General features: G+C 71.2%; 19 protein-coding genes and 2 pseudogenes. 8 read left to right on the top strand and 13 right to left on the bottom strand.

Annotated elements, in window-relative coordinates; genetic code table 11:
* The first annotated feature begins 125 nt into the window (after positions 1–125).
* On the top strand, positions 126–4,682 hold the full coding sequence (locus ACIQNU_RS05795; protein ID WP_401361263.1) for a DUF6531 domain-containing protein: 4,557 nt from the start codon (positions 126–128) through the stop codon (positions 4,680–4,682).
* Complete coding sequence (locus ACIQNU_RS05800; protein WP_401361265.1) at positions 4,679–5,266, top strand: hypothetical protein; 588 nt, start codon at positions 4,679–4,681, stop codon at positions 5,264–5,266. The genes ACIQNU_RS05795 and ACIQNU_RS05800 overlap by 4 nt, the downstream gene beginning before the upstream one ends.
* Before the next feature lie 72 nt (positions 5,267–5,338).
* On the opposite strand, the gene ACIQNU_RS05805 is transcribed toward ACIQNU_RS05800, so the two are convergent.
* The gene (locus ACIQNU_RS05805) at positions 5,339–7,291 is read right to left on the bottom strand and encodes a hypothetical protein (protein ID WP_401361267.1); all 1,953 of its coding nucleotides are present in this window, start codon (positions 7,289–7,291) and stop codon (positions 5,339–5,341) included.
* 150 nt (positions 7,292–7,441) lie between these two features.
* On the opposite strand from ACIQNU_RS05805, the gene ACIQNU_RS05810 reads away from it, so the two are divergent.
* Complete coding sequence (locus ACIQNU_RS05810) at positions 7,442–7,924, top strand: hypothetical protein (RefSeq protein ID WP_401361269.1); 483 nt, start codon at positions 7,442–7,444, stop codon at positions 7,922–7,924.
* A gap of 66 nt (positions 7,925–7,990) precedes the next feature.
* Here ACIQNU_RS05810 and ACIQNU_RS05815 read toward each other — a convergent pair whose 3' ends face one another.
* From ACIQNU_RS05815 to glnII, 6 genes are all read right to left on the bottom strand, one after another.
* On the bottom strand, positions 7,991–9,559 hold the full coding sequence (locus ACIQNU_RS05815) for a DUF1996 domain-containing protein (protein ID WP_401361271.1): 1,569 nt from the start codon (positions 9,557–9,559) through the stop codon (positions 7,991–7,993).
* Between the two features lie 245 nt (positions 9,560–9,804).
* Complete coding sequence (locus ACIQNU_RS05820) at positions 9,805–10,455, bottom strand: LuxR C-terminal-related transcriptional regulator (RefSeq protein WP_401361273.1); 651 nt, start codon at positions 10,453–10,455, stop codon at positions 9,805–9,807.
* A complete protein-coding gene (locus ACIQNU_RS05825) occupies positions 10,440–11,699 on the bottom strand; it encodes a sensor histidine kinase (RefSeq protein ID WP_401362482.1) in 1,260 nt (419 codons plus the stop codon). The genes ACIQNU_RS05820 and ACIQNU_RS05825 overlap by 16 nt, the downstream gene beginning before the upstream one ends.
* A 159-nt stretch (positions 11,700–11,858) precedes the next feature.
* Positions 11,859–12,536, bottom strand: coding sequence for a winged helix-turn-helix domain-containing protein (locus ACIQNU_RS05830; protein WP_401361275.1), 678 nt, complete (start codon positions 12,534–12,536; stop codon positions 11,859–11,861).
* Between the two features lie 119 nt (positions 12,537–12,655).
* A complete protein-coding gene (locus ACIQNU_RS05835; protein ID WP_401361277.1) occupies positions 12,656–12,784 on the bottom strand; it encodes a hypothetical protein in 129 nt (42 codons plus the stop codon).
* A 156-nt stretch (positions 12,785–12,940) separates the two neighbouring features.
* Entirely contained in the window at positions 12,941–13,990 is a 1,050-nt protein-coding gene (gene glnII, locus ACIQNU_RS05840; protein ID WP_401361279.1) for a glutamine synthetase, read from the bottom strand.
* Between the two features lie 255 nt (positions 13,991–14,245).
* Between glnII and ACIQNU_RS05845 the strand changes: the two genes are divergently transcribed.
* A complete protein-coding gene (locus ACIQNU_RS05845) occupies positions 14,246–15,157 on the top strand; it encodes an alpha/beta fold hydrolase (RefSeq protein ID WP_401361281.1) in 912 nt (303 codons plus the stop codon).
* On the opposite strand, the gene ACIQNU_RS05850 is transcribed toward ACIQNU_RS05845, so the two are convergent.
* Positions 15,138–15,740 (bottom strand): hypothetical protein, encoded by a 603-nt coding sequence (locus ACIQNU_RS05850; RefSeq protein WP_401361283.1) that lies wholly within the window; start codon positions 15,738–15,740, stop codon positions 15,138–15,140. The two genes, ACIQNU_RS05845 and ACIQNU_RS05850, sit on opposite strands and share 20 nt — an antisense overlap.
* A gap of 375 nt (positions 15,741–16,115) precedes the next feature.
* On the opposite strand from ACIQNU_RS05850, the gene ACIQNU_RS05855 reads away from it, so the two are divergent.
* Both ACIQNU_RS05855 and ACIQNU_RS05860 read left to right on the top strand, forming a co-directional pair.
* The gene (locus ACIQNU_RS05855; RefSeq protein WP_401361285.1) at positions 16,116–16,406 is read left to right on the top strand and encodes a hypothetical protein; all 291 of its coding nucleotides are present in this window, start codon (positions 16,116–16,118) and stop codon (positions 16,404–16,406) included.
* 238 nt (positions 16,407–16,644) lie between these two features.
* On the top strand, positions 16,645–17,994 hold the full coding sequence (locus ACIQNU_RS05860) for a DUF2252 domain-containing protein (RefSeq protein ID WP_401361287.1): 1,350 nt from the start codon (positions 16,645–16,647) through the stop codon (positions 17,992–17,994).
* On the opposite strand, the gene ACIQNU_RS05865 is transcribed toward ACIQNU_RS05860, so the two are convergent.
* The 4 genes and pseudogenes from ACIQNU_RS05865 to tnpA all read right to left on the bottom strand — a co-directional run bounded on the left by ACIQNU_RS05865 (position 17,972) and on the right by tnpA (position 21,032).
* Entirely contained in the window at positions 17,972–19,372 is a 1,401-nt protein-coding gene (locus ACIQNU_RS05865; protein ID WP_401361289.1) for a DUF1254 domain-containing protein, read from the bottom strand. The genes ACIQNU_RS05860 and ACIQNU_RS05865 overlap by 23 nt on opposite strands.
* Positions 19,373–19,449: 77 nt before the next feature.
* Positions 19,450–19,908: a hypothetical protein gene (locus ACIQNU_RS05870; RefSeq protein WP_401361291.1), complete on the bottom strand. Its 459-nt coding sequence runs from the start codon at positions 19,906–19,908 to the stop codon at positions 19,450–19,452.
* Between the two features lie 126 nt (positions 19,909–20,034).
* Positions 20,035–20,628, bottom strand: a pseudogene (locus tag ACIQNU_RS05875) (VOC family protein); the annotation flags it as partial.
* A gap of 47 nt (positions 20,629–20,675) precedes the next feature.
* Complete coding sequence (gene tnpA / locus ACIQNU_RS05880) at positions 20,676–21,032, bottom strand: IS200/IS605 family transposase (RefSeq protein WP_401361293.1); 357 nt, start codon at positions 21,030–21,032, stop codon at positions 20,676–20,678.
* 79 nt (positions 21,033–21,111) lie between these two features.
* On the opposite strand from tnpA, the pseudogene ACIQNU_RS05885 reads away from it, so the two are divergent.
* Positions 21,112–22,357 (top strand): annotated as a pseudogene (locus tag ACIQNU_RS05885) (RNA-guided endonuclease InsQ/TnpB family protein).
* A 257-nt stretch (positions 22,358–22,614) separates the two neighbouring features.
* Here the strand turns inward: ACIQNU_RS05885 and ACIQNU_RS05890 are convergent.
* Complete coding sequence (locus tag ACIQNU_RS05890) at positions 22,615–23,415, bottom strand: AraC family transcriptional regulator (protein ID WP_401361295.1); 801 nt, start codon at positions 23,413–23,415, stop codon at positions 22,615–22,617.
* Positions 23,416–23,615: 200 nt separating this feature from the next.
* Here ACIQNU_RS05890 and ACIQNU_RS05895 point away from each other — a divergent pair, with 200 nt between their 5' ends.
* On the top strand, positions 23,616–25,070 hold the full coding sequence (locus ACIQNU_RS05895) for an MFS transporter (RefSeq protein WP_401361297.1): 1,455 nt from the start codon (positions 23,616–23,618) through the stop codon (positions 25,068–25,070).
* Positions 25,071–25,120 lie beyond the last annotated feature (50 nt).

Here is a 25,120-nt window from a genome sequence, read left to right on the forward strand (position 1 = left end):
CATCACCTACCGCTCCCCGAAGGCGCAGCCGCGGGCCGTGTTTACCGGACGCGCGCCCCGCCAGTAACTTCGTTGGTGGGCAAGGGACTTCCCATAGTCGTTCGTGGGAGTGACGGGGGCACGGGATGGCGGCATATCGGCCAACGGATTGGCATGTCCTTGACCTGGACAAGGATCCGACGCCGGGTGATCCGGACCGGGTGCGGACGCTGGCGAAGAGTCTGCACGACTTCGCGGACGACGTCGCCGAGGCGTTGCGGCTGGTCAAGGGGATGGCGGAGGAGGACGCGGTCCTGACGTGGGCGGGCAAGTCCGCCAAAGCCTTCCAGGACGAGTTCTCGGGTGTCCCGAAGAATCTGCGGAAGCTGAAGAAGTCGTACGAGATGGCGGGCGACGCGCTCGCCGCGTACTGGCCGAAACTGGAACGCGCCCAGGCGCTGGCGGACAAGGCCCTGGTGAAGGGCCGCGAGGCGCAGGCGGACCTGTCGTCGGCCCAGTCCCGTCTCACGTCGGCCGAGTCGTGGGTGGACCGGGCGGGCAAGGAGGCGGACAAGTACAAGGACGACCCGACCGGCGGCAAGGACGTGCCGAAGCCGGATCCGGACAAGGTGAAGGCGGCAACGCGGGACGCGCAGAGCGCGAAGGACGCGCGTACGAGCGCCCAGTCGGATGTGTCGTCGGCGTCGAACGCGCTGGACGCGGCGAAGAAGATGGCCGCGGACGCCCGGAAGATGCGGGAGGACGCGGCGCGCGAGGCGAAGGACAAGATCGGCGACGCGTCGGACGCGGGGATCCAGAACCGGAAGTGGTGGGAGGAGGTCGGCGACTGGTTCACCGACAACTGGGACACCATTGTCGCGGTCTGCAAGGTAGTCGTGGCGGTGGTGGGCATCATCGCGCTGATCATCGGCGGGCCGATCCTGGGAGCGATCGTCCTGATCGCGGCTCTCGTCGTCCTGGCGGACACCCTGAGCAAATACGCGAAGGGGCAGGCGTCGTTGTGGGACGTGGCGTTCGCGGCGCTGGACTGCATACCCGGCGGCAAGGGCCTCACCAGCCTCGGCCGGCTCGCGAAGGGGCTGAAAGGGCTCGGCAAGACGGGCCTCAAGGGCATGGCCCTGGGCGTCAAGGGCCTGGGCAAGGGCGCCCGTTCCCTGGGCCGCTCGATGAAGAAGCTGTTCACCCGGGGCGACCCGATCGACATGGCGACCGGCGAGATGGTCATGTCACAGACCGACGTCAGCCTCGACGGCATCCTGCCTCTGGTCCTGGAGCGCCACTACCGCACCGGCACCCGCACCGGCCGTTTCTTCGGCCGCTCCTGGACCTCGACGCTCGACCAGCGGCTGACCCTGGACGCCACCGGCGTACGGCTCGTCGCCGACGACGGCATGGTCCTGGAGTACCCCGTACCCGAGCCGGACCTCACCGTCCTCCCGGTCGAGGGTCCGGCGTGGCCGATGAGCTGGGACGGCACCCCCGAGGGCGACATCACCGTACTTCGGCCCGAGACCGGGCACACCCTGTCCTTCCGCCCGCTGCCCGGCCACCCGTCCACGGAGCTGCCGCTCGCCGCCGTCGGCGACCGCAACGGCAACACGATCACCGTCACCTACCGTGCCGACGGCACACCCGACGAGATCGTCCACCACGGCGGCTATCGCATCGGCGTCACCTGCGAGGACGGCCACGTCACCGCCCTCACCCTGACCAGCGCCCCCGACCGGCCCGTACTCCTTCGCTACGGGTACGACGCACAGGGCCACCTCGCCGAGGTCCGCAACTCCTCCGGGCTCCCGCTGACCTACTCCTACGACGACCGGCACCGTCTGTCCGGCTGGGAGGACCGCAACGGCATCCGGTACCGCTTCGCCTACGACGAAGCCGACCGCTGTGTGGCGGGCCGGGGCACCGACGGCACCCTCGACTACACCTTCGCCTATGACGACGAGACGCATCTGACCACCGCCGTCGACTCCCTGGGGCAGACGACGCGGTACCAGTTCAACGACGCCTTCCAACTCGTCGCCGAGACCGATCCGCTCGGGCACACCGTGCGCCAGGAGTGGAACCGGCGCGACCAACTCCTCTCCACCACCGATCCGTTGGGCCGTACGACCCGGATGGAGCGGGACGCGGCGGGCAACCTCGTCTCGTTCACGCTGCCCGACGGGTCCACGTCGTCGGCCCGCTTCAACGAGCTGAACCTCCCGGTGGAGCTGACCGGTTACGACGGCGCCGTCGTACGGCAGGACTGGGACGAGCGGGGCAACTGCACGGCGGTGACCGACCCGGCAGGCGCGACCGTCACGTTCACCCGCGACCCGGCCGGCGCGCTGACGGCGCTGACCGATCCGACGGGCGCGGTCCTGCGGTACGAGAACAACGCGGCGGGCCAGCCGGTGTCGATGACCGATCCGCTCGGCGCGGTGAGCCTGGTGGAGTACGACGCCTTCGGCCGGAGCACCGCCGTCACGGACCCGCTCGGCCACACCACCCGGACGACATGGACCGTCGAGGGGTACGAGGCGTCCAGGACCGACGCGGACGGCGCCCGGGAGACCTGGGAGTACGACGGCGAGGGCAACTGCGTCACCCACACCGACGTGCTGGGCCGCGTCACCCGCTTCGCGTACGGCCCCTTCGACCGGCTGACCCGGCGGACCACCCCGGACGGGGTCCGCCACACCTTCGTCCACGACACCGAACTCCGCCTCACCCGTGTCACCGGGCCGCGCGGACTGACCTGGGACTACACCTACGACGCCGTGGGCAACCCGCTGTCGGAGACCGACTTCGACGGCCGCACCCTCACCTACGCCTATGACGCGGCCGGCCAACTCCTGTCCTGTACCAATCCGTTGGGGCAGACGACCGCGTACACCTACGACGGCGTCGGCAACCAGGTCACCAAGACCGTGGACGGACGCACCACCGACTTCACGTACGACGTGGCCGGGCGGCTGGTCCAGGCGTCCGGCCCCGACGCCTCCCTCGCCTACCGCTACGACCTCGCGGGCCGGGTCACCGCCGAGACCATCGACGGGCGCGCCCTCGCCACCGTCTACGACGCCCTCGGCCGCCCGGCCCGGCGCACCACGCCGTCCGGTGCCACCACCACGTACGGCTACGACCCCGCGGGCAACCGCACCGCGCTCACCGCGTCCGGCCGTACCCTGGCATCCGCCCATGACCCGCTGGGCCGTGAGACCAGCCGCCGGTTCGGCGCCGGGCTCACGCTCACCCAGGTCTGGGACTCCGACGACCGGCTCACCGGCCGGGTGCTGACCGGGGCGGGCGGAGCCGGATCGCCGCTCAAGCGGGACTCCTTCAGCTACCGCGCCGACGGCGGCCTCACCGCGTGGGACGACCAGCGCACCGGCCGCCGCGCCTTCGACACCGACGACGCGGGCCGGGTCACCGCCGTCCGCGCCCGGGACTGGACCGAGTCGTACGCCTATGACGCGGCCGGCAACCAGACGCGCGCCGACTGGCCGGACCGGGGCCCCGACACCGAGGCGCGCGGTGACCGTGATCACGCAGGGAACCGGGTCACCCGCGCCGGCGCGGTCCACTACGAGTACGACGCCGCCGGACGGGTCGTCCTGCGGCGCAGGACCCGGCTGTCGCGCAAGCCCGACATCTGGCGGTACACGTGGGACGCCGAGGACTGCCTCACCTCCGTGACCACCCCGGACGGTACGGTCTGGCGCTACCTCTACGACCCGCTCGGCCGCCGCACCGCCAAGCAGCGGCTCGCCGCCGACGGCGGGACCGTCGTGTCCGAGACCCGGTTCACCTGGGACGGGCCGCACCTGGTGGAGCAGACCACCCGTACCCCCGGCGACCCGGAGGAACGCACCCTCACCTGGGACCGCGACGGCACCCGGCCCGTGGCCCAGACCGAACGGGTCGCCCTGGCCGACGCGCCCCAGGACATCGTCGACGAACGCTTCTTCGCGATCGTCACGGACCTCGTCGGCACCCCGACGGAACTCGTCACCGAGACCGGCGAGGTCGCCTGGCGCGCCACCCCGACCCTCTGGGGCCTCACCGCCTGGGACGCACCCGGCGACACCGCCACACCCCTCCGCTTCCCCGGCCAGTACGACGACCCCGAATCGGGCCTGCACTACAACTACTTCCGGCACTACGACCCGGCGACCGGCTCCTATGTCAGCCCGGACCCGCTGGGCATGGACGCGGGCCCGAACTCCCGGGCGTACGTGATCAATCCGCTGCTGTGGATCGACTACCTCGGTCTGCTGACCTGCCGCCAGAACGCCCGGCGCCTGCGCAGGAACATGCGGCGCGAAGGGCGTCCGGTCGCGCGCGGTCAGGCCGCCGCCCACATCGTGCCGTCGGGCGGCACCATGGGTCACTGGGTGCCCGGGGCCCGCAGCCGGGCCATCCTGGACCGGTACAACGTCAACATCAACGACGCGGCCAACGGCATTCCCCTCGGCCACCCCAGCCCCCACAACTTCACCCACCGGGAACCCTTCCTCGACCGGGTCAACCAGCGCCTCAACCAGGTCGTCGCGGACCGCACCGCCCAGGGCTTCGGCGACCGGGCGATCCGCACCGAACTCCGGCGCGAGTTGCGCAGCATCGGCCGTCAGGTCGAGGGTGAACTCTCAGGCGGATCCCCTTCATCGACGGCGTACTGGACGGCACCATGACGAACGACAAGCAGGCTGTGTACCGGTTGCTCCCCGTGATGGGCGACTTCCGTACCCTCTTCCTCGGCTCCTCCCTCGTCCCCCTCATCCGCTGGCAGATCAAGGGCTCGCCGTTGGACGAGCGGCCTCCGGAGTTGCACGCGGAGTTGCAGGGGAACCCGAAGCTGCGGCCGACCGAGTTCCCTTCGGGATATCCCGGGGCGCCGATCCTCAGCCGCCGGGTCGCCGATCTCGTACGGGACGAGTTCGCCCCGGCCGGCACCTTCGTCCCGGTCCACGTCGACGGTGCCGCCCCCGGCGCCTACGTCCTCTTCCTGGTCGAGAGCATCGTCGACTGCCTGGACACCCGCCGTTCCTCGAAGCCGAAGAAGACGACGGGCGAGGTAAAGAAGGCGGTCTTCCGCCCCGAAGCCCTCCCCACCCACCTCCCCGCCTTCCGCCTCCCCGAATACCCGGGCGGCGTCTACTGGACCCAGTGGGCCACCACCCGCCTCCACACCCTGATCGGCCCCGACCTGGAGATCCGCCTGGTCTGGTCGGAGGACCCAACGGCAACACCCCACCCGAATCCCTGGGGATTCTGAGCGGGGTGCGGGTGGCGCCGTCCGGCCTGGTTGCGGGGGTTCAGAGAGCCCCTAGCTTCCAGCCCCTGGCCCCTAATGCAACGACGTGATCTCCCTGCCATCCGGCAAGTGGGCCACCAGCGTGGCCTGGGTGTTCTGTTTGGTGGGGAGGGCCACCGTGTTGCCCGGTGTCGTGGATTTCACGTCGCCCGTCGTCGTGACGTCCGTGACGTCGTCCGTGGCCGCTGCCAGGAGGTACCAGGCTCCGGCCTCCGACTTCCACAGGACGCCCGCGAGGACCCTGGGGTCGCGGGTGCCGCAGGCGGGGGAGTCCTCGGCCTGGGCCGCGACCGCGGCGGCCGGTTTGCCGGGGGCCTGGACCTGGGCGAGTACCTGGCTGCCGACGCCGCGCCAGGTGTCGGCGCGGGTGCACAGCCAGGTCGCGGTGCCATTGGTCTCGGGGAGCGTCTGCCGGGCGTACTCCCAGGCGTTGACGGTGCGGACGCCGTGGCCGCGTACCGCCGCCAGGGAGCAGCCCGTCTGCGCCCAGGAGGCGAGGGCGGCCCGACTCGTCGCCTCGCGCGGCGCGCCGGGCTTCCCGGCCGTCAGATGCGCCGGCGTCAGTTCGCCGAGGTCGCTCATCAGCCGGTTCCCCGAGTTGTCCTTGATCTCCAGGGCGTTCCAGGACGCGCACACGCCCGTCGACGCATCCGCCTGCCCCGAGCCCGCGAGCGGATCCGTGACCCCGTCCGCCGAGCGCCGCAGCGGCGTCGGCGCCGCGTCCGGCTTCAGCAGATCCCGCATCGACGTCCCCGTCACCCAAGGCGCCGTCAGATAACGGACGTTGCCATCGGCCCGGCCCGCGACCACCGCGTTCGCCTCGGACCCCGTCGCCCCGTCGACCCGCGCGAAGTCGAGGGCCGCGCCGCTCGTGCCGTCCTTCGGCTCCGCGTACCGCACGATCCGCAGCCCGTCGTACAGCAGCACCACACGGGCCTGGTCGATCTCGCCCGCGTACAGCAACTGCGCCGGGCCCGGAGGCGCACCGGCCGCCGTGCCGGGTGTCGCCGACACCTGGACCGAGCCGCCGGGCCGCGCCCACACGGCGAGCGCCCGGCGCAGCAGCGCCTTGTCGCCGGTGAGGCTTCCGCGCGCGGGCCACACCGAGTAGTCCGTCCGCGCGGAGTCCTTCCACGCGGTGGGGGCCACCTTCGTGAGCCGCGCCGGATCGAGGGCCGCCTGGCCGGCCGGGTTGCGGGCGTACGGCGGGGCCGCCGCGCCGTCCGGGCCCCAGCCGTCGCCCGGCAGCCCGAGCAGCGCCCCGCACACCAGCGCGGCGACCGCCGCGACTAGCCCGGCCTTCATGTGCTGCCTGCGGCGCATCAGATCCGTCGGCCGCGCCTGGAGCGAACACGGGTCGAACTCCGGTGACGCGAGCAGCGCGTATGACGTGTCGTCCCCGCCCGCCTCGTCGGCCTCGTCCAGCGCGTCGTCCGGGTCCTCGGCACCGGCGGCGGCGAGCAGCGCGCGCACCTCGTCGTCCGGCAGCCGCTCCAGACCGCGCAGCACGTACGCCGCGCGCGCCGCGCCGCTCAGCCCCGAAAGGCGCTGGTCCAGGGCGAGTTCATCGGCGCCACCGGAGCGCGGGAACAGCCGCAGACCCCAGACGTGCGGCAGCACCGGCGGCAACTGCGCCCGCTTCGGCCACGCGAGCCGCCGCAGCGGAAGCCCGGCCTCCAGCGCGGTCCGCAGCACCCGCCCGCGTACGAAGGTGTACGCGGGGTCGGCGTTGCGGGCGTCGTCCGGGCGGGGGTCGTCGGACACCGCCACGTCGCTCGTCGTCCGGCTGCGGGGGAGCGCCCGCTGAGTCAGCGCGTGCGCCGTGAGGACACGGCGGTTGCGGCCGAGGCCGGGCGGGAGGACCAGATAGGCGAGCCGGACGAGCCGCGGATAGTGCTCGACGAGGGCGGCCTCGGCCTGCTCCACGTCGACGACCGGTCCGGAGGAGTGGTCGGGGCGGCGGGTGGCGACATCCTGTGACTGCACGTTCAGCAGAACGAGCGAATCGTGCGATGGTCACCCCCTGAACACGCCCCGCACATGCCCCGAACACCCCCGCCGTCGGCTGATTGAGCACGGCGCGCGCGGGAGCCGTATCGAAGGAGGGGCTCTGTACGCGGACGAGAGGAAGACGCGATGAACGGGAAGTACGCCGTGGTGGCCGCGGGCGCGGTGGTGCTCATGGCGGCCCTGAGCGGATGCGGCGGCGACCGGGGCGGTGAGGTGCCGAAGACGGCGACCGGCAGCCTGGAACAGCTCGCGTCGAAGGTGAAGTGCGAGCCCGATCTCCAGACCGACGCGCAGGAGTTGCGGCAGGCGAACTGCCGGACCGGTGACGGCCGCTTCGTCCTCGCCACCTTCGCCACCGACCGGGGCCAGCGGGAGTGGCTGAACGAGGCCAAGGACTACGGCGGTTCGTACCTCGTGGGCCGCAAATGGGTCGCCGTCGGCGAGTCCGACGTGGTCACGGCGCTGCGCGGCCAACTCGGCGGTGACGTGGAGGAGTCCTCGCACCACGGGGGGACCAGTGGCGGGGGTGGCGAGGACACTCCTTCCGAGCACCCTTCCGGGCACCCCTCCGAGCACCCGTCCGGGCACTCGGGTCACCCGATGAGCTGACCGCGCAGGTCTCGTGGACAGGGAAGGCGGGCGGCCCCCGGCGTCAGGGGCCGCCCGCCTCCGCCGTCAGGCGCAGCTCTTGCCGCGGTTGATGCAGCTCACAGCCCTGTTCATCAGGTTCTCGTCGAAGACGTTGATGAAGTCACCGTGGTCGGTGACCGGCTTGTGCAACTGCTCGGGGAACGAGTCGACCGCGAAGTTCCGCTCGGCCGGCACGTTGTACACGATCCGCTGCACGATCTGCGGGATCGCCTTGAACCCCTGCGGGCAGGCGCCCGAGTTGGGATCGGCGAACGCCACATGCGCACGGTGGTTCGCGCTGTCCGTGTTCTGGCCGTCCCAGCAGCTCTGGAAGCGGAAGGTCCGCACCACCTGGCTGCCCTGCGGGCAGAGCGGGTACTTGTCCTTGAGCTGCCGGTTCTCGAACCCGGTACAGCTCCAGGACGCGTTGGCGTTCGCGTTGCCGTTGATGAACGCCTTGGCGTCACCGGTGATGATCCGCAGGAACTTCGGCATGGCGACGACCTTGCCGACCGGGCTGCCGGTGAACTTGATGGTGACCTGCGACGGCGTCTGGATCTGACCGACGTTGCTGTCCTTGCCACCACCGTCGGCCTCGGCGTCATTGCCCGCCTGACCGTTCTGGACCCGCAGCACGGGCCAGTAGTACGTCGACTTGTCACCCTGGTTCTTGCAGGTGGTCGTACCGTTGGCGAGATCGTCGTCGCTGGAGAACGCGTCCGTCGCCTGGTTGCCGATGTAGTCGTGCATGTGGTGGGCGCCATTGCTCACACCCGGCGCGACGATGACGTTGTCCGGGTTGAACTTGCCGTTCTGGTTGGTGCCGCACTTGGTGGTGAAGGTGCCGCGCGCGGCGTTCCGCTTGGCGCGGGGCGTCTTCACATTGGGCTGGACGGACTTGATGTCGACGAAGTCCGCGTCGGAGGGGCCGTTGCCGGCCTGACCGCCGTTGCCGGGATTCTGACCGCCGTCGCCCTGACCGCCGTTCGCTCCCTGGCCGCCGTTCGCGTTCGGGTCCTGGCCGTTCTGGCCTCCGTCCTGCCCTGCGCTCTGGCCTCCGTTCTGGCCTCCGTTCTGGCCTCCGTTCTGATTGCCGCCGTTGCCCTGGCCCGAGCCGTCGGTGGGGTTCTGCCCGGTGTCGTCGGGTGCGCGCCCCGTACAGGGCGCCATCGAGTCGATGTCCCGTGGCGGCTGTCCGCCCTGGCGGGTGATCTCCAGACGGATGCGCTGGATGATCGCCGTACGCCGGTCCTTGAGCGGGCCGAGAATGGCGTTGTTCACGAAGTTGGGGTCGCGCGCCGCGGCGTCACGGGACGCCGCCAGCCGCTGGTACGACTCGGTGATCTGGCTGTCCAGCGTGGCCAGTTCGCCGTCGACCTCCCCGCGCGCGGCGTCCGGCACGTCCTTCAGTTCGGTGCCGATGTCGGGGCAGTCGATCGTGGCCACGACCGGCCGGGCGTTCGCGCCGCCGCCTTGCTGCCCCCCGTTCTCCTCATGCGCCGAGGCATAGACATTGGCAGCGATCAGCCCGCCTCCGCCCAGGAGCAACGCGGCCGACGCGGCTATTGCGCGATTGGCCAGTGTTGATCGCCGTTTACGTGATGTGCGTCCCATGGAACTCCTCTGCTTCCTTGCCGGGCCGGGGGCGTACGGCAGGGGTGAAGCGGCTCCATTCCATACGGGACGGGTGGTGCTGGTGTTCAAACCTCTCAGGAGTTTGTAGGAGTCTCCGTGACCAATTCCTCCGCAACTCCCTCAACTCCCGCACATTCCCCGCTTGCGGGCGAACGCCCCACGGGCCACGTTTCACACGCTCAACGGGTCACCTTTCGTACGCCCCACGGGTGCCCGCTCCCGCGTCACTTCTCCCCGTCGAGATAGGCGAGCACCGCGAGCACCCGGCGGTTGTCGTCGTCCGAGACCGGCAGCCCGAGCTTCGCGAAGATGTTGGACGTGTGCTTCGCCACCGCCCGTTCCGTGACGACGAGTTGGCCCGCGATGGCCGCGTTGGACCGCCCCTGCGCCATCAGGTCGAGCACTTCCCGCTCACGCGGTGTCAGCCTGCCGAGCGGCTTGTCCTGCGCGCGCCGCGACAGCAACTGCTGGATCACCTGCGGGTCCATCGCCGTACCGCCGCCCGCGACCCGGCGTACCGCGTCGATGAACTGGTCGGCGTCGAACACCCGGTCCTTGAGGAGATAGCCGACGCCGCCGGTCCCGTCGGCCAGCAGCTCGCGCGCGTACAACTGCTCCACGTGCTGCGACAGGACGAGGACCGGAAGACCGGGGCGGGCGCGGCGGGCCGCGAGGGCGCATTGCAGCCCCTCGTCGGTGTGCGAGGGCGGCAGCCGGACGTCCACCACGGCCACGTCGGGCGCCAACTCGGCCAGCGCGCGCGAGAGTTCGGGCCCCGTCTCGACGGCGGCGGCGATCTCGAAGTCGTACGCCTCCAGGAGGCGGACCAGACCGTCGCGCAGCAGGAAGAGGTCTTCGGCTAGGACAACGCGCAAGGGATCTCCATGGTGACCATGGTGGGACCGCCCGCGGGGCTGCTGACGGCCAGGACGCCGTCGAATGTACCGAGTCGCCGCTCCACGCCGACGAGCCCCGACCCCGCCCCGACCACCGCGCCGCCGCCGCCGTTGTCGGTGACCGCTATCCGCAGCATGCCTTCGGCGTGGTGCACGTCCACCCAGAGGCGGTCGGCGCCCGCGTGCTTGACCGCGTTGGTGACGACCTCGCTGATCGCGAAGTACGCCGCCGACTCGACCGGTGCGTCAGGCCGCTCCGGCAGCTCCACGTCGACCTCGGTCTCCAGCGGCAGCCGCAGCGCCAGCGCCTTGACCGCGTCGCCGAGTCCGCGCTCGGCGAGTACCGGCGGGTGGATGCCCCGGACCAGGTCGCGCAGTTCGGTGAGGGCGTCGGCGGACGACCGGCGGGCGCGGGTGAGGAGTTCCTTGGCCTTCTCGGGGTTCTTGTCGACCAGGGCCTCGATGGTGCCGAGGTCCATGCCCATCGCGATGAGGCGGGCCTGCGCGCCGTCGTGCAGATCGCGTTCGATCCGGCGCAGCTCGGCCGCCGAGGTGTCGACCGCGTCCTGCCGGGTCTCGGTGAGGACGCGGACCCGCTCGGCGAGCTGGCCCTGGTCCGGTACGAGGAAGGTCCGCACGAGCTGGAAGTGCAGGGTGAGCAGCCGTGGCGCCGTGAACACGCCGACCGTGAAGAGCGTCACGCCGAGGAGGGCGGCGAGGAGGCCGGTGCCCGGTCCGGCGATGGGCACGAAGCCGTACCAGTAGCCGATCTCGGAGCCGTCCGTGAAGACCCGCCACAGTCCGGCGCCCAGCGCGATGCCCTCGACCGGGTAGACGATCAGCGCGGCGGGCACCAGCGCGGTGACGAAGCCCGCCGTCATGTCGGCCGGCAGCCAGGCCAGCTCCCGCCAGGTCGCCGGGTCCCTGAGCAGATGGACACTGAGCCGGATCTGCCCGGCGGGCCCGCGCGGCAGGTCCGGCGGCAGGGGGCGGTACGTGGCCGGGATCCGTACGCCGCACCACTCGGCCGCCACCAGGCGCCGCCAGTTCGCGAACGCCCGTGTCCAGCCCACCACCGTGGGGAGGGTGAAGAACCCGACGCTCACGACGGTGAGCACGATCGACAGGACCAGCAGCACGAACAGGATGATCGACCCGGCGAGCCCGATGACCGACACCATCAGCCCGCGTACTCCGGCGACCACCGCCGCCCGCACCCTCATGCCCGCACTCACCCGACCGCTCCGTCCGTCGCCCCGGGGCCGGCCCCCGGCCCCGGCACCAGTCTCCCTGCCCGGATCCGGCGGGTCACGGGGGGCGGCCCCCGGGTCGGGGGGTGGGGCCAGCACCACCCCCGACGGCGACGCCCCCCGACGGTGGGACTACGGGCGATGCGCGGGCGGCGCGTACTTGTACCCGACCCTCCGTACCGTCTGGATCACCTTCCGGTGCTCGGCGCCCAGCTTGCGGCGCAGCCGGGCGATGTGGACGTCGACGGTGCGGCCGTCGCCGACATGGCCGTAGCCCCAGACCGTCGTGACGAGCTGGTCGCGGGTGTGCACGCGGTGCGGGTGCGCGACGAGATGGGCGAGCAGTTCGAATTCGAGGTACGTGAGGTCCAGGAGACGGCCGTCGATATAGGCGGTGCGCTGGGCGGTGTCGACCCGGACGAGTACGTCGTCGGGGGCGCCGGGCGGGGTGGCCGGGGCCGTACGGGCGCCGGGCTCCTGCGCGAGGTGGTCCGGGACCGGGACGGGCAGTGGCGGGTGCAGGTCCGCCGGGACCAGGACCAGATAGCCGACCATCGGCGGCTGGCCGGGCAGCGTCGGCAGGGTGTGCTGCGGCGCGGGCAGCCAGGTGGCGCCCGGCGGCAGCAGATCCGCGACGTTCACCACCTCGTCCCGGTCGACGGCGCGCAGCCGGTGCCGCGCGGGACCGGAGCCGGTGGCCGGGGCGGCGGCCGTCGAGGCGCTGGAGTAGGCGGGGAAAGGAAGCGGAGGACTGGGCGTACGGGGAGTGCGGGGGGTACGGGACGAATGCGGGGAACGGGTGTTCGCCATGAGAGGTCAGCTCTTTCGCGCGAGGAGTCGTCGGTGGCGTCGATGACGGCGAGATCCATGGGTCGCGTCGTCGAGGGACGTACGTCGTGCGCGCTGGCCGAACGCCGGGGTGAGCGGCTTTAGAGGGCCCGCGCCTTCACCACGCGGCAACACACCCGGTCGAAGTCGTGGTGCTGACGGGACGGCCAGAAGGGCTCCAGGTCATACAGGTCGGGGCGACCCGTGTCTGCGTTCCGTTGGCTGGCCATGCGCCCCATTGAACCAGACCTGTACGGGACCGAGGAGGGCCCTCTCACGGGTCGGACGCAGCCTTGGCGTGAACTTGACGCAGCACGAAGGGGGCGCCCACCGGATGCGGCGGACGCCCCCTTCGGGGACAGCCCCTGGAGCGGAGAGAGCACGGGTCAGGCCTGGCCGGCCTTCTCCAGCGCCGTGCAGCAGGTGTCGACCATCAGCCGCGTCACCACGTACGGGTCGACGTTCGCGTTCGGGCGGCGGTCCTCGATGTACCCCTTGCCGTCCTTCTCGACCTGCCACGGGATACGGACCGACGCGCCCCGGTTCGACACGCCGTAGCTGTACTCGTTCCACGGGGCCGTCTCGTGCAGACCGGTCAGCCGGTCGTCGATGCCTGCGCCGTAGTTCTTGACGTGGTCCAGCGGCTTGGAGCCCTCACCGAGGGACTCGCACGCCGTGATGATCGCGGCATAGCCCTCGGGTCCTTCGCGCATGGCCTTGGTGGAGAAGTTGGTGTGCGCGCCCGCGCCGTTCCAGTCGCCCTTCACCGGCTTCGGGTCGAGGGTCGCCGACACCTGGAAGTCCTCGGCCGTGCGGTACAGCAGCCAGCGCGCCACCCACAGCTGGTCGGAGACGTCGAGCGGGGCCAGCGGACCGACCTGGAACTCCCACTGGCCCGGCATGACCTCGGCGTTGATGCCGGAGATCCCCAGGCCCGCCTTGAGGCAGTTCTCCAGGTGTGCCTCGACGACGTCGCGGCCGTAGATCTCGTCCGCGCCGACACCGCAGTAGTAGCCGCCCTGCGGCGCCGGGAAGCCGCCGACGGGGAAGCCGAGGGGACGGTCGCCCTCGAAGAACGTGTACTCCTGCTCGATGCCGAAGACCGGCTCCTGCGCGGCGAACCTCTCCGCGACGTCGGTGAGCTGCGCGCGCGTGTTGGAGGGGTGCGGCGTCATGTCCGTGTTCAGGACCTCGCACAGCACCAGGATGTCGTCGCCGCCGCGGATCGGGTCGGGGCAGGAGAAGACCGGCTTGAGCACACAGTCCGACGCGTGACCCTCGGCCTGGTTGGTGCTGGATCCGTCGAAGCCCCAGATCGGCAGCCCGGGGACGGCCGGCACCGACTCCGGGGAGCCCGTGAGGATCTTGGTCTTGGAACGCAGCTTGGCCGTCGGCTCGGTGCCGTCGATCCAGATGTACTCAGCCTTGAAGGTCACGGGCCACATCCTTCGGGGAGCGCCTGCGCGGCGCGGTCTTCGCGGGTGGCGCCGCAAGGGGCGCGGTGCCCGCGAGGGGCGCGGTGCGCGTGCGGCGGTACGACGACCCTGTCAACCCGCGATTTCCCGGTCGTTGCCCGACGATGAACCCCGTGTTACCCGGCCGCCGCCCGCACGCCCTCCAGAAGCCCCCGGACAAGATTGTCGCTGAACGAGACAATGCCGGGCGAGGTATCGACGGGTGAGGGGGCCACGATGACCAAAGGACGGCGGCGGACCACGCGGGACGCCGACCACGAGTCGTTCGACACGGCGTACGACGCGATCATGGCCCGCTGGCCGGACGGCACGGAGTCCCTGACCGTGCCCACGCCGTACGGCCCGACGCGGGTGCACGCGTGCGGGCCGCGTGGTGCACCGCCGCTCGTCCTGCTGCCGGGCGGCGGCGCGACCTCCGCCGGGTGGTACGCCCTGGCCGCCGAACTGTCCAAAACGCACCGGGTGTTCGCGGTCGACCTGGTCGGGGACGCGGGACACAGCGCACCGGACCCGCAGCGGCCGGTGCGCTCGGTGGGGGACCTCACGGCATGGCTGGACGCCCTCCTGGACGGCCTGTCGATCGGTCTGCCGTCCGGGCCGCCGGTCGACCTGTGCGGGCACTCGTACGGCGCGTGGATCGCGCTGCACTACGCGCTGCACGCGCCCACGCGGGTACGGAGGACGGTGCTGCTCGATCCGACCGGGTGTTTCGCCGGGTTCCGCGCGAGCTATCTGCTGCGGGCGTTGCCGATGCTGCTGCGGCCCTCCGCGCGCCGGGTCCGCCGCTTCCTGGAGTGGGAGACCGCCGGGGGAGCGCCGCTCGACCCCGCTCTGCTGCGCCTCCAGGAGCGCGCCGCGGTCCTCCCTGCCGTCCGGCCGGTCACCGGGCCGCGCCCGGACCCGGCCGCGCTGCGCGGGCTGCGGTGTCCGGTGCTGCTGCTCCTGGCGGGCGACGGCCGGGCGCACGACCCTCACCGGGTGGCCGCCCGCGCGTCCGCGGTGCTGCCGGAGGTGACGGCGACCGTCCTGCCAGGCGTCTCGCACCACGTTCTCCCGTACGCGATGCACGCCGATGTGCACGGCAGGACGGCCGCGTTCCTGGGGCCCCTCAGCCGACCTTCTCGATGACCGCGCGGCGGATGAGGAACTTGCCCGGCTCGCGGACCTGCTCGAACGCGGCGTTGTTGAGCAGGACGCAGCTTCCGGAGACCGAGGTGACCTCCACCGTCGTGGACTTGTTGTTGTCGAGGTTGGTGACCTTGAGTTTGGTGCCGGCCGGGAACTGATTGCTCGACGCGGCCGGGGCGCCGCCCTCGCCGGACAGGGTGACCGTGGACCCGTTGCACACCTGCTCCCCGCCCGCGCCACCGGTCTGCTCGGCTGGCGCACTCGGAGCCGCCGGTTCCGCCGCCTGCCCGTCCCCGCCACCGGTCACCTCGCACCCCGACGCCTTCTGCTGCACCTGGATCTGCGCGATGACGGCCTCACGGTTGGCGATCCGGGCCGCCGACTGCGCGTCGGGGTTGGCGCGCTGCCCCTCGATGAACTTCTGATTGTTCGCCAGCGCCGTGTTCAGCCCGTCGCACACGGTCGAGGACTGGGCGGCGTTGCTGTTCGCCGCGAACGCGAACGCGCCACCGCCGGCCACGACGGCCGCGCTCACGGCCAGCGCGATCTTCCGCTTCGAGCTGAGGGACTTCTTCCGCGACATGCGCGACCTCCTGTGGTCCGGTGCGGCTGATGGCCCTAGGTACGGACCACAGCCACCCTCGACTCAACGGCACCAGCCGGAACAGGAGTTACGTAGACCACAGGCGAGGCACTGAACGGGAGGGGCGTTCCGACCGTTGCCGGTCAGGTCGGCGATGAGGCGGCAGAGGCCGCACCCCACGTCGGTGATCCGCCGCCATGTTCGAATTTCTGACGCCTCGCAAACCCCTTGCGGACCTGGTGTTACACAGCGCCAATTCCCTTGCCCACCTGGGCATTCGGCGGACTCTTTGGACTCCCTGGATGTCAGTGGCGGGCAGTAAACTGGAGGCAGTGTTCGAGGGGTTCGAGGGGAGCCCCCGCTCGCGACAGGAGGATGCCCGTGCCCGCTGCCGCACTCATGCACCAGCCTCTGCTGATCGACCTGCCGTACACCCCGATGGAGAAGAAGCCGCTGCCCGCCGGACGCCCGCGGGAGTGGTACATCACGCACAACCGCAGGCTCAAGGCCATGCGGCTCGCGATCGCCCTGCTCGACTCGGGCGTCCACGTCCCGGACCAGGCCCACAACCACCGCATCAGGACCATGGCCCACCGCATAGGCATCCACCCCCCGTCGGACACGACGTGCCACATGGTCCGCGCTTTCATGCGATACAACCGCTGACGAAACGGGGATGAAGGGGGCGCCGCCCCCTTCCTCTTCTCCGCCGCCGCGGCGCTCAGCCGCCGCGGTGGCTTTCGGCGGTGCCGAGCCGTGCGGTGTCGAAGGCCGGTTCGAGGGGGTGCGCGTTCATTCCGGTCTTCCCCCGGAGGGACCTTCACCCCATTCGACCAGCCCCACGTGCCGACCCCGTTCACCGCCTGTTCACTGATGAGACAGATCCAGGGCCGGAGGTGCGGTAATGAGTGTCACCCCCGCCGGCCCCGCCGAACGCGCCGCCCTCGGTCGCGCGGCGCGCAAACGTGCTCCGCGCGGCTCGCACGGGGCCTGGATTCCCGCCGCGGGGCGTCCGGACCCCGTCGCCGTCCTGGAGCGCCAGGCCGCCGACCGCATACCGGAGTTGCTTCCCATCCGGTACGGACGGATGGCCGTGTCGCCGTTCGCCTTTCTGCGCGGAGCCGCCGCGCTGATGGCCGCCGACCTCGCCGCGCAGCAGCACTCCGGCCTCACCGTCCAGCTCTGCGGCGACGCCCATCTGCTCAACTTCGGCGCGTTCGCGTCACCGCAGGGCGCCCTGCTCTTCGACCTCACCGACTTCGACGAGACGTACCCCGGCCCCTTCGAGTGGGACGTGAAGCGGCTCGCCGCGAGCGCCGCCGTCGCCGCCCGCGAGAACGGCCACACCGACGCCCAGGCCCACCGCACCGCCCAGGAGGCGGCCACCGCGTACCGCACCACGATGCGCCGCCTCGCGAACCGGGGCGAACTGGCCGTCTGGTACGACCGCATCGGCGCCGACGACATCCGCCCGCTGGCCCGCTCCGCCGGGCGCCGCCGGGTCCCCGGAAGCCTCGCGCGCCCCCGCCGCCGTACCAGCCTGCAAGCCCTCGACCGGCTCACCGAGACCGTCGACGGCGGGCGCCGCCTCGTCCATGACCCGCCCGTCCTCGACCCCGTGGGGAAGCCGGACATGGCGGCGCTGCGGAAGATCTTCAACGACTACCGCTCCACGCTCTCCGAGGAGCGCCGACTGCTCCTGGACCGCTACCACTTCGTGGACGCCGCCCGGAAGGTCGTCGGCGTCGGCAGCGTCGGCACCCGCTGCTTCGTCACCCTGCTCACAGGGCGCGACACCGGCGACCCGCTGTTCCTCCAGATCAAGGAGGCCGGCCGGTCCGTCCTGGAGGAGCACCTGCCCAACGGCGCGTACGTCCACCCGGCCCACCGTGTCGTCGCCGGGCAGCGGCTGCTCCAGGCGTCCGTCGACATGTTCCTCGGCTGGATGACCGGGCCGCAGGGCCGCGCGTACTACTGGCGCCAGCTACGCGACGTGAAGTGCTGCGCCGACATAGCGGGCATGAGCCACGGCGAACTCGTCCGGTACGCGCGCCTCTGCGGCAGGGCCCTGGCCCGTGCCCACGCCCGCTCGGGCGACCGGATCGCGATCGCCGCCTACCTCGGCTCGGGCGACGGCTTCGACCACGCCGTCGCCGACTTCGCCCTCCGCTACGCCGACCGGACCGCCCTCGACCACAAGGCCCTGGAGGCGGCCATCACCGCGGGCGTGGTCACCGCCGCGCACGGCGTCTGACGATCCGGGGCAGCGTGTACGCGCCGTCGATGACCGGGTCCTCCGGCTGGTAGAGGCGGACCACCGGGCGGAAGGGGCCGGGCGGCGCGGGCAGCCAGTTGGCCGGGTCCGGCGGCGGATCCCGCTGGATCAGCAGGGTCAGCGACCCGTCGTCGGCGTACCGCAGACCGGGCGTACGGTCCCCGATCGCGTACCGGTCCAGGGGGTTGGCGACGAGGTGGTACTCCGGGGCGTCGTACATCGTCACCGACCAGAACGCGGCGACCGGCGGCAGCACGTCGAACCGCAGCGTGTACGACCGGCCGCCGGTCAGCGGCTCGCCGTCGGCGTCCCGGAAGGTCTGCGCGTACACCGCCTCGTACCCGTGGTTGCCCCACAGCGCGAGCCGCGCGGCGACCGCGCGCCGCAGATACGACGCCTCGCGGTCGGGGGCCCGCCAGCGCGGCGCGTCGATCGTGCCGACGCCGAAGTGGTCGAGGTTGTAGTCGAAGAGGTGGGGGTCCATATGCCAGGCCCCGGGCGGCCGTTCACCATCCCCGCCCGCCTCCCCGCCCGCCTCCCCGAACGCCTCCCCGAACTCCTCCGCCGTGCTCGCCGCCTCGACCAGCGCCTTCCCTTCGGCGAGCCCTTCCCGCAGCGCCCGTACGACCACCGGATCGGGGTCCGCGTACGGCGAAGGGCCCTCCTCCAGCAGGCCGAGCGGCTGGAACCGCTCCTGGTACGCCTGATCCGGCGCCGAAGGCGGGAACGCGGCCGTCCACAACCGCAGCCGCTCGAAGAACCGCAGACCGGCGTCGGCGCCCGGGTCCGGCGCGGGCAGTCCGCCGGGGTGCGGTGAGCCGACCGGGGTCAGCGTCAGACGCTGGTGCAGGATCCGGACCCGCTCCATGTCGTCGGGCCCCTCGCAGGCGGTGCGTCCGACGATCGTCGCGAGCGAGGTCGGCGCGTCGATCACCCCGCGCACCTCCCGGGGGACGACGCCCGCCCAGCCGGGCGGCACGATCAGCCACGACGCCTCGTCGGTGCCGGTCGCCCGCCGCCCCACGTACGCGAAGTTGTTCGTCCACGCGTCCACGAACTGGAGCACGTAGTAGGCCCCGTTGGTGTCCGGGACATGCAGCAGCAGCGGTCCGCCGGAGAGGTCGAGCTGGGCGACCGAGTACACGGTGTCGGTGTTCACGGACACGAAAGGCGTGTCGGCGCCGGCGAGCCGGGTCGCGTGCGCGAACCGGTTGAAGGGGCGCGCCCGCAGCGGGCCCAGGCCCTCGCGTACGAAACCGTCGACCGTGGTCAGGTTCGCGACCAGCGGTCTGCCGTACACGTACGCCTCGGCGGCGAGCGACCGGAGGGTGGCCAGGGACGGCAGCACGGGTGCCATGGGTCTCCCCTCTCAGCCGGTGCCGGCACCCGGGGCCGGCGCGCGGCCCCGGGTGCCGGACTGCTGAACCGCTGGGCTCAGAACGCGCTCTTGCGGCCCCAGGACGAGCACAGGGCCCAGATCACGAAGATGCTCAGCGCGATCATGGTGAGCGCCCACAGCGGCTGGTACGGCAGCCAGATGAAGTTGAGCACGATGGTCAGCGACGCCAGGCCCACGCCCAGGGCGCGTCCCCAGTCGGCGCCCTTGAGGACGCCGTAGCCGGCCAGTGCCACGACGACACCGAGGACGATGTGGATCCAGCCCCAGGAGGTCAGGCTGAACTTGAAGACGTAGTTGCCGATCGACGTGTAGATGTCGTCCGTGGCAACCGCCGCGATGCCGTTCAGGATGGCCAGGACTCCGGTGACCAGCAGCAGGACACCGGCGAAGACCGTGCCGCCCGTGGCCCAGCCCTCACGGCCGGTCGGTCGCCGGTCGTGCGGTGTCCTGCCGGGCGCCGGAGCGCCGGCCGACGGAGGTGTGGAGGTGCTCATGGGGTCTCCCCTCGAAGCTCGGTCCTCCGGCCGCACGGCCGGAAGGACCCGGTGCCCCGAGCATCGGCCCGCCCGATCGGCGGGGCGATCGGAGTGCGTCCGAACGGGTGACAGCCGTGACCCGCCCTAGAGGACCTGCGCCCGGGACGATGACGCGCTCTGAGCAGCCATCCGGACCGGTGCGTTCTGGGCGCCGTACCCCCGGTAGCCCGGATCGCGCTGCACGAGTTCGAAGAACAGCCGGCCCACCGTCTCCGAGTAGCAGTGGCGGAAGGCGCCGCCGCCGTCCCGGTCGTAGAGGATGCCGAGGTCGCGGTACGTCTCCAGTTCGCCGTCGGCCAGTTCATGGCGGGCGGCCAGGTCGTCGTAGTAGTTCGCGGGCATCCGCAGCAGCCGGCCGCCGACCGCGCGGAAGCGGCGCGCCGCCCGGACCACGTCGTCGGTGGCGAGCGCGATGTGCTGGGCGCGGGCGCCGCCGTCGCCGGGCGCGGGCCCGACGCCGAGGGCGATACGGACACTGCCGTCGGCGTTGCTGACCGCGCGGCTGCGGTGCAGACCGTACGGGTCGGCGACGTCGACGCTCTCCTGCGCGTCCAGGCCGAGCACCCCGCGGTGGAAGAGGGCCGCCTCGTCGAACTGGTGCCAGGGCTGGGTGAGGGCCAGGTGGTCGATGCCGGTGACGTCCCCCGTACCCGCTGTGTCCGTGGCCGGCGTATCCGTGGTCGGCGCGAAGTCGCCCGTCCAGCCGGCGATTCCGGGGCGGTCGGTCAGGTGGGCCGGTTCTGGTTCTCGATGTACTGGCGGACGACCGTGAGCGGTGCCCCGCCGCAGGACCCGGCGAAGTAGGAGCCGGACCAGAAGTGTCCGCCCCACAGGTATCGGCGGATGTGCGTGTCGTACTCCTTGCGCAGGAGCCGGGCGGAGACGCCCTTGAGGCTGTTGACCAGCTTGGAGAGCTGGACCTTGGGCGGGTAGTGCACGAGTAGGTGTACGTGGTCCTCTTCGCCGTTGAACTGCTTCAGCTCGGCCTCGAAGTCCTCGCAGACCTCTCGCATGATCTCTTCGCAGCGCGTCAGTATCTCGCCGGTCATGGCGTTGCGCCGGTACTTGGTGACGAAAACCAAGTGGACGTGACGGGCGTGGGAGAAGCGGCAGTTCGGGCACCGTGCCCGACTGGCGCTGACGCCCGCTCAGGCCCGGCTCATGGACGACCAGGCGCATGCCGCTCGTACGACGTGGAACCTGCTGCACGACCTGTGGACCATGACACCGAAGTGCCAGCGGTCCCTCACGCGCATGGATGCCGCGATACGCCAGGCCCGCAAAGAGATCGACTGGCTCGGTGTCCTGCCCGCGCAGGCCGCGCAAGCGGTCCTCAAGACGTATCACCAGGCGTGGAAGAACTGCTGGGACGGGCGGGCCGGGGAACCGAACTTCAAGGCCCGCATCAGGTCGGTGATGTCCGTGGACATCCCCCAGGGCAGGGACTTGCAGATCAAGCGCGTACACCGCCGCTGGGGCGTGGCCAACATTCCCAGGATCGGCCGTGTCCGCTTCCGCTGGACCAGGGATCTCCCCGTCGGCAGGCACGCCGGCAAAGAGAACCGCATCACCGGGGCCCGACTCGTCAAAGACGCCCTCGGGCTGGCACATCGCCTTCCGCATCCAGTCCCTCGAACCGGCCCCCGAGCCGCACACCGGCCCCGAGGTCGGCATCGATGCCGGAGTGAACCTGCCCCTCGCCCTCTGCGACGGCAACCACCAGGACCATGGCCGCCCCGCCCGCACCGAGGACGGCAAAGCCGACCGGGACAAGTGGCTGACGGCCGGCGAGAAGGCCAAGCTGCTGCGCCTGGAACAGCGGGCCGCGCACCGCAAGAGCTTCCGCAAGCCGAAAGAGCGCAGCTCGAACCGGTTGCGCAACACCTACGACCAGATCAAGCAGCTCCGCGCAACAGCCACGCGCCGCGCCGCTGACTGGCAGCACAAGACCACCACGACCATCGCCCGCACCTACGGCACGGTCGTGGTGGAACAGCTCAACATCACGAACATGGTCAAGTCCGCCAGGGGCACCGTGGACGAGCCAGGGAAGAACGTCGCCCAGAAGTCCGGCCTGAACCGCTCCATCAGCCAAGAGGCATGGGGCCGCACCGTGACGCTGCTGACGTACAAGACCGCCCGTTACGGCGGCACCCTGGTCAAGGTCCCCGCCCCGAACACCTCCCGCAGGTGCTCGACGTGCGGCTTCATCACACCCGGAAGCCGGGAAGATCAGGCCACGTTCGTGTGCAAGAACCCGGACTGCGGATGGTCGGGCAACGCCGACTGGAACGCGGCCCGGAACATCTTGCACCTATACCGGATCAGCCACATCGTGGCGGTCCCGGCTGCTGGGAGAGCAGTCGCCAGGCGCACTCGTGGCGTCAAGCCCGCTGCTGCAAAGTAAGCGGGAATCTCCCTGCTGAGCTTGCGAAGGGGGGAGAGCACTTCAAGGGGAGATGTTCTCCACCGCGAGACCCACAAGGTCCCGACGGAACTGCTGGGCGCACGCCCCCGGAAGGAGACATCGAGCCGCGAGACGGCGGGGGTCTGAGGGGGGTGGAGGAGGGAGGGGGGCGGCAGCCACCCTTTCTCGGGGTGCCCAATCTTGAGGTGCCCTTTCTTGGGGTGCCCACGCCGACTTGCTGACACCGCCCGCAGTGCTCATTCATCGACGGCGCTCGCGGCCGATGCCTCAACCGAGGCGTCGCCATGGAGGTAGCGTCCCGGGGAAGTGCCGACGGTTCGTCGGAATGCCGCGAGGAAGGCGCTCGGTGTCGCGTATCCGACGGTATGTGCGACGCGGGAAACGGGCTGGCCCTCGGCGAGGAGGGGAAGGGCGGCACGCAGCCGCACATGGGTTCGCCAGCGGTCGAAATTCATGCCGGTGTCCTGGACGAACAGCCGGGTCAGGGTGCGTCGGCTCACCCCGGCAGCCCGTGCGTGTGCTTCAAGACTTCGGGGGTCGGCGGGGTTGGCGAGCAGCGCGTCGGCCACGACGCGTACGCGGTCGTCGGCGGGGTCCGGCACATCGATGGGCGTGGCCGGCAAGGGGCGCAGGAGGTCCAGCACGACAGCCTCGGCCCGTAGCCGGGCGTCATCGGGGAGTTCCTCGCGGCTGAGGTAGGCAATCAGGTGGGCCAGCAGCCCGTCGACTCCGACCGGCGTGGGTTCCGTCCAGTCCTGATCGCATCTGTCCGGTTCGAAGTAGAGGCAGCACAGCACCGCGTCGCGGGTCGCACCGGTCCGGTGGACAACCCCGGCGGGCAGCCACAACGCCCTTGTACGCGGCAGGACCCAGTAGGCGTCGTCGACAGCGACGCCGAGCACCCCACGCCGCGCCCAGGCCAACTGGTGCTGCGGGTGGCTGTGCGGGACGAACCACTGCCCGTACGCCAACGGGAAGTTCCCGACGACGATTGCGCCCACCCCGGCCGGGACGGCCCCCACGACGGCATCGGTCATGCTCCCCAGCCTATGTCCCCCATGCGATACGACATGGCCCCGTAGCGCATCGCGGCCAACACGGCCGGTGCATAGCGTCCTCTTATGCCGATCAATCATCCGCTTATGCCCATCAATCATCCGCTTATGCCGAGCAATCATCCGCGCCACCGGCGCCACCACCGTTCGCACAGGCCGCTCACGAGGACAGGGCGCCCGGCATGACGTCGGTGTCAACCGCAGCCGCGACCCACGTCGTCGGGCGCCGGGGACCGGCCCTGGTAGTGCTGTGCTTCGTACAGTTCATGCTCGTCCTGGACGACAACGTGGTGAGCGTCGCGCTCCCCAGCATGCGCGACGACCTCGGCTTCAGCACCGCGGGCCTGGCCTGGGTCGTCAACGCCTACTTCCTCGCCTTCGGCGGGCTGTTGCTGCTGTTCGGCCGCATGGCCGACCTGCTGGGCCGCAGACGCGTCTTCCTGACCGGTGTGGCGCTGTTCGGTGCGGCGAGCCTCGTCTGCGGGCTCGCGCAGGAGCCATGGCAGCTCGTGACCGGGCGGTTCGTCCAGGGCGCGGGAGCGGCCATGGCCAGCCCTGCCGCGCTGGCACTGATCACCCTCCTCTTCCCTGGTACCGAGGAGCGCACCAAGGCGTTCGGCATCTGGGGCGGCATCGCGGGGCTTGGCGGAACGATGGGCCTGGTGATCTCCGGCGCGCTGACCGGCCTCGCGTCCTGGCGCTGGATCTTCTTGATCAACCTGCCGGTGGCCCTCGCGGCCCTGGTGCTCCTCCCGCGCCTGGTCCCCGAGAGCCGGGCCGGGCGCGCGGTACGCCTCGACGTACCCGGTGCGCTACTGGGTACCGGCGCCCTGGTGTCCCTGGTCTACGGACTGCTCCGCACCGGGGAGTCGGGATGGGGGGACACCACCGCTGTCGGACCCCTCGTTCTGGCCGTGTTCCTGGCCGTCGCCTTCGTCGCGTTCGAGGCACGAACCGCCGAGCCGCTCGTACCGCTGTCGTTCCTGTCCTTCCGGTTCCGCGCCGTCGCCAATGGGGCGATCTTGTTGTTCTCCGCCGCGATGTACGCGATGGCCTTCCTGCTGATGGTTCACCTGCAGACCGTGCTCGGCTACCGCCCCCTCACGGCCGGCCTCGCCTACCTGCCCTACTGCGCAGGCATCCTGACGGGCATGTGGCTCTCCTCCCGAGCAGTGATCAGGCTCGGCGTACGCCCGGCCCTCGTCCTCTCGTTCCTGATCAGCGTGGCCGGACTCCTGCTGCTGTCCGGCGTGGCACCGGACGACGGCTACGCCTCCGGAGTGCTGCCCGGCATGCTCGTCACGAGCCTCGGATGCGGACTGGGTCTGCCCGCTCTGACCGTCGCCGCGCTCACCGGCACCACAGAGGAGAACGCCGGGCTCGGCTCAGCCGTTCTCAGCTCCGTTCAACAAGTCGGCGGCGCTGTGGGGGTGGCGGTGCTTGTCGCTCTGGCCACGCGCCGCAGCGAAGCCCTGGCCTCACAGGACGACCCCCTGCACGCCGCGACGGAGGGCTTCTCACTCGCGCTCACCGTCGCTGCCGTCCTCCTCGCACTCGGCGCGGTCCTCATAGCCGTCCTGCTGAGGAAGAAGCACCGCCCAGAAGACGCGCAGCCCCTTTCCCCGCCGCCACCGTGAGCCCCCACGACGCGACTGCCCGGCGGAATCAAAGCCGACCCCAGCCCCCG

Source organism: Streptomyces sp. NPDC091292 (assembly GCF_044757265.1).
GTDB lineage: Bacteria > Actinomycetota > Actinomycetes > Streptomycetales > Streptomycetaceae > Streptomyces.

Coding starts and splice junctions, on each gene's coding strand:
- ACIQNU_RS05850 (WP_401361283.1), bottom strand. CDS start 15,740: ATGTCGCGGAAGAAGTCCCTCAGCTCGAAGCGGAAGATCGCGCTGGCC.
- ACIQNU_RS05865 (WP_401361289.1), bottom strand. CDS start 19,372: ATGGCACCCGTGCTGCCGTCCCTGGCCACCCTCCGGTCGCTCGCCGCC.
- ACIQNU_RS05795 (WP_401361263.1), top strand. CDS start 126: ATGGCGGCATATCGGCCAACGGATTGGCATGTCCTTGACCTGGACAAG.
- ACIQNU_RS05835 (WP_401361277.1), bottom strand. CDS start 12,784: ATGGCCAGCCAACGGAACGCAGACACGGGTCGCCCCGACCTGTATGAC.
- ACIQNU_RS05860 (WP_401361287.1), top strand. CDS start 16,645: ATGAGTGTCACCCCCGCCGGCCCCGCCGAACGCGCCGCCCTCGGTCGC.
- ACIQNU_RS05800 (WP_401361265.1), top strand. CDS start 4,679: ATGACGAACGACAAGCAGGCTGTGTACCGGTTGCTCCCCGTGATGGGC.
- ACIQNU_RS05815 (WP_401361271.1), bottom strand. CDS start 9,559: ATGGGACGCACATCACGTAAACGGCGATCAACACTGGCCAATCGCGCA.
- ACIQNU_RS05890 (WP_401361295.1), bottom strand. CDS start 23,415: ATGACCGATGCCGTCGTGGGGGCCGTCCCGGCCGGGGTGGGCGCAATC.
- ACIQNU_RS05830 (WP_401361275.1), bottom strand. CDS start 12,536: ATGGCGAACACCCGTTCCCCGCATTCGTCCCGTACCCCCCGCACTCCC.
- ACIQNU_RS05845 (WP_401361281.1), top strand. CDS start 14,246: ATGACCAAAGGACGGCGGCGGACCACGCGGGACGCCGACCACGAGTCG.
- ACIQNU_RS05810 (WP_401361269.1), top strand. CDS start 7,442: ATGAACGGGAAGTACGCCGTGGTGGCCGCGGGCGCGGTGGTGCTCATG.
- ACIQNU_RS05825 (WP_401362482.1), bottom strand. CDS start 11,699: ATGAGGGTGCGGGCGGCGGTGGTCGCCGGAGTACGCGGGCTGATGGTG.
- ACIQNU_RS05855 (WP_401361285.1), top strand. CDS start 16,116: ATGCCCGTGCCCGCTGCCGCACTCATGCACCAGCCTCTGCTGATCGAC.
- ACIQNU_RS05895 (WP_401361297.1), top strand. CDS start 23,616: ATGACGTCGGTGTCAACCGCAGCCGCGACCCACGTCGTCGGGCGCCGG.
- ACIQNU_RS05870 (WP_401361291.1), bottom strand. CDS start 19,908: ATGAGCACCTCCACACCTCCGTCGGCCGGCGCTCCGGCGCCCGGCAGG.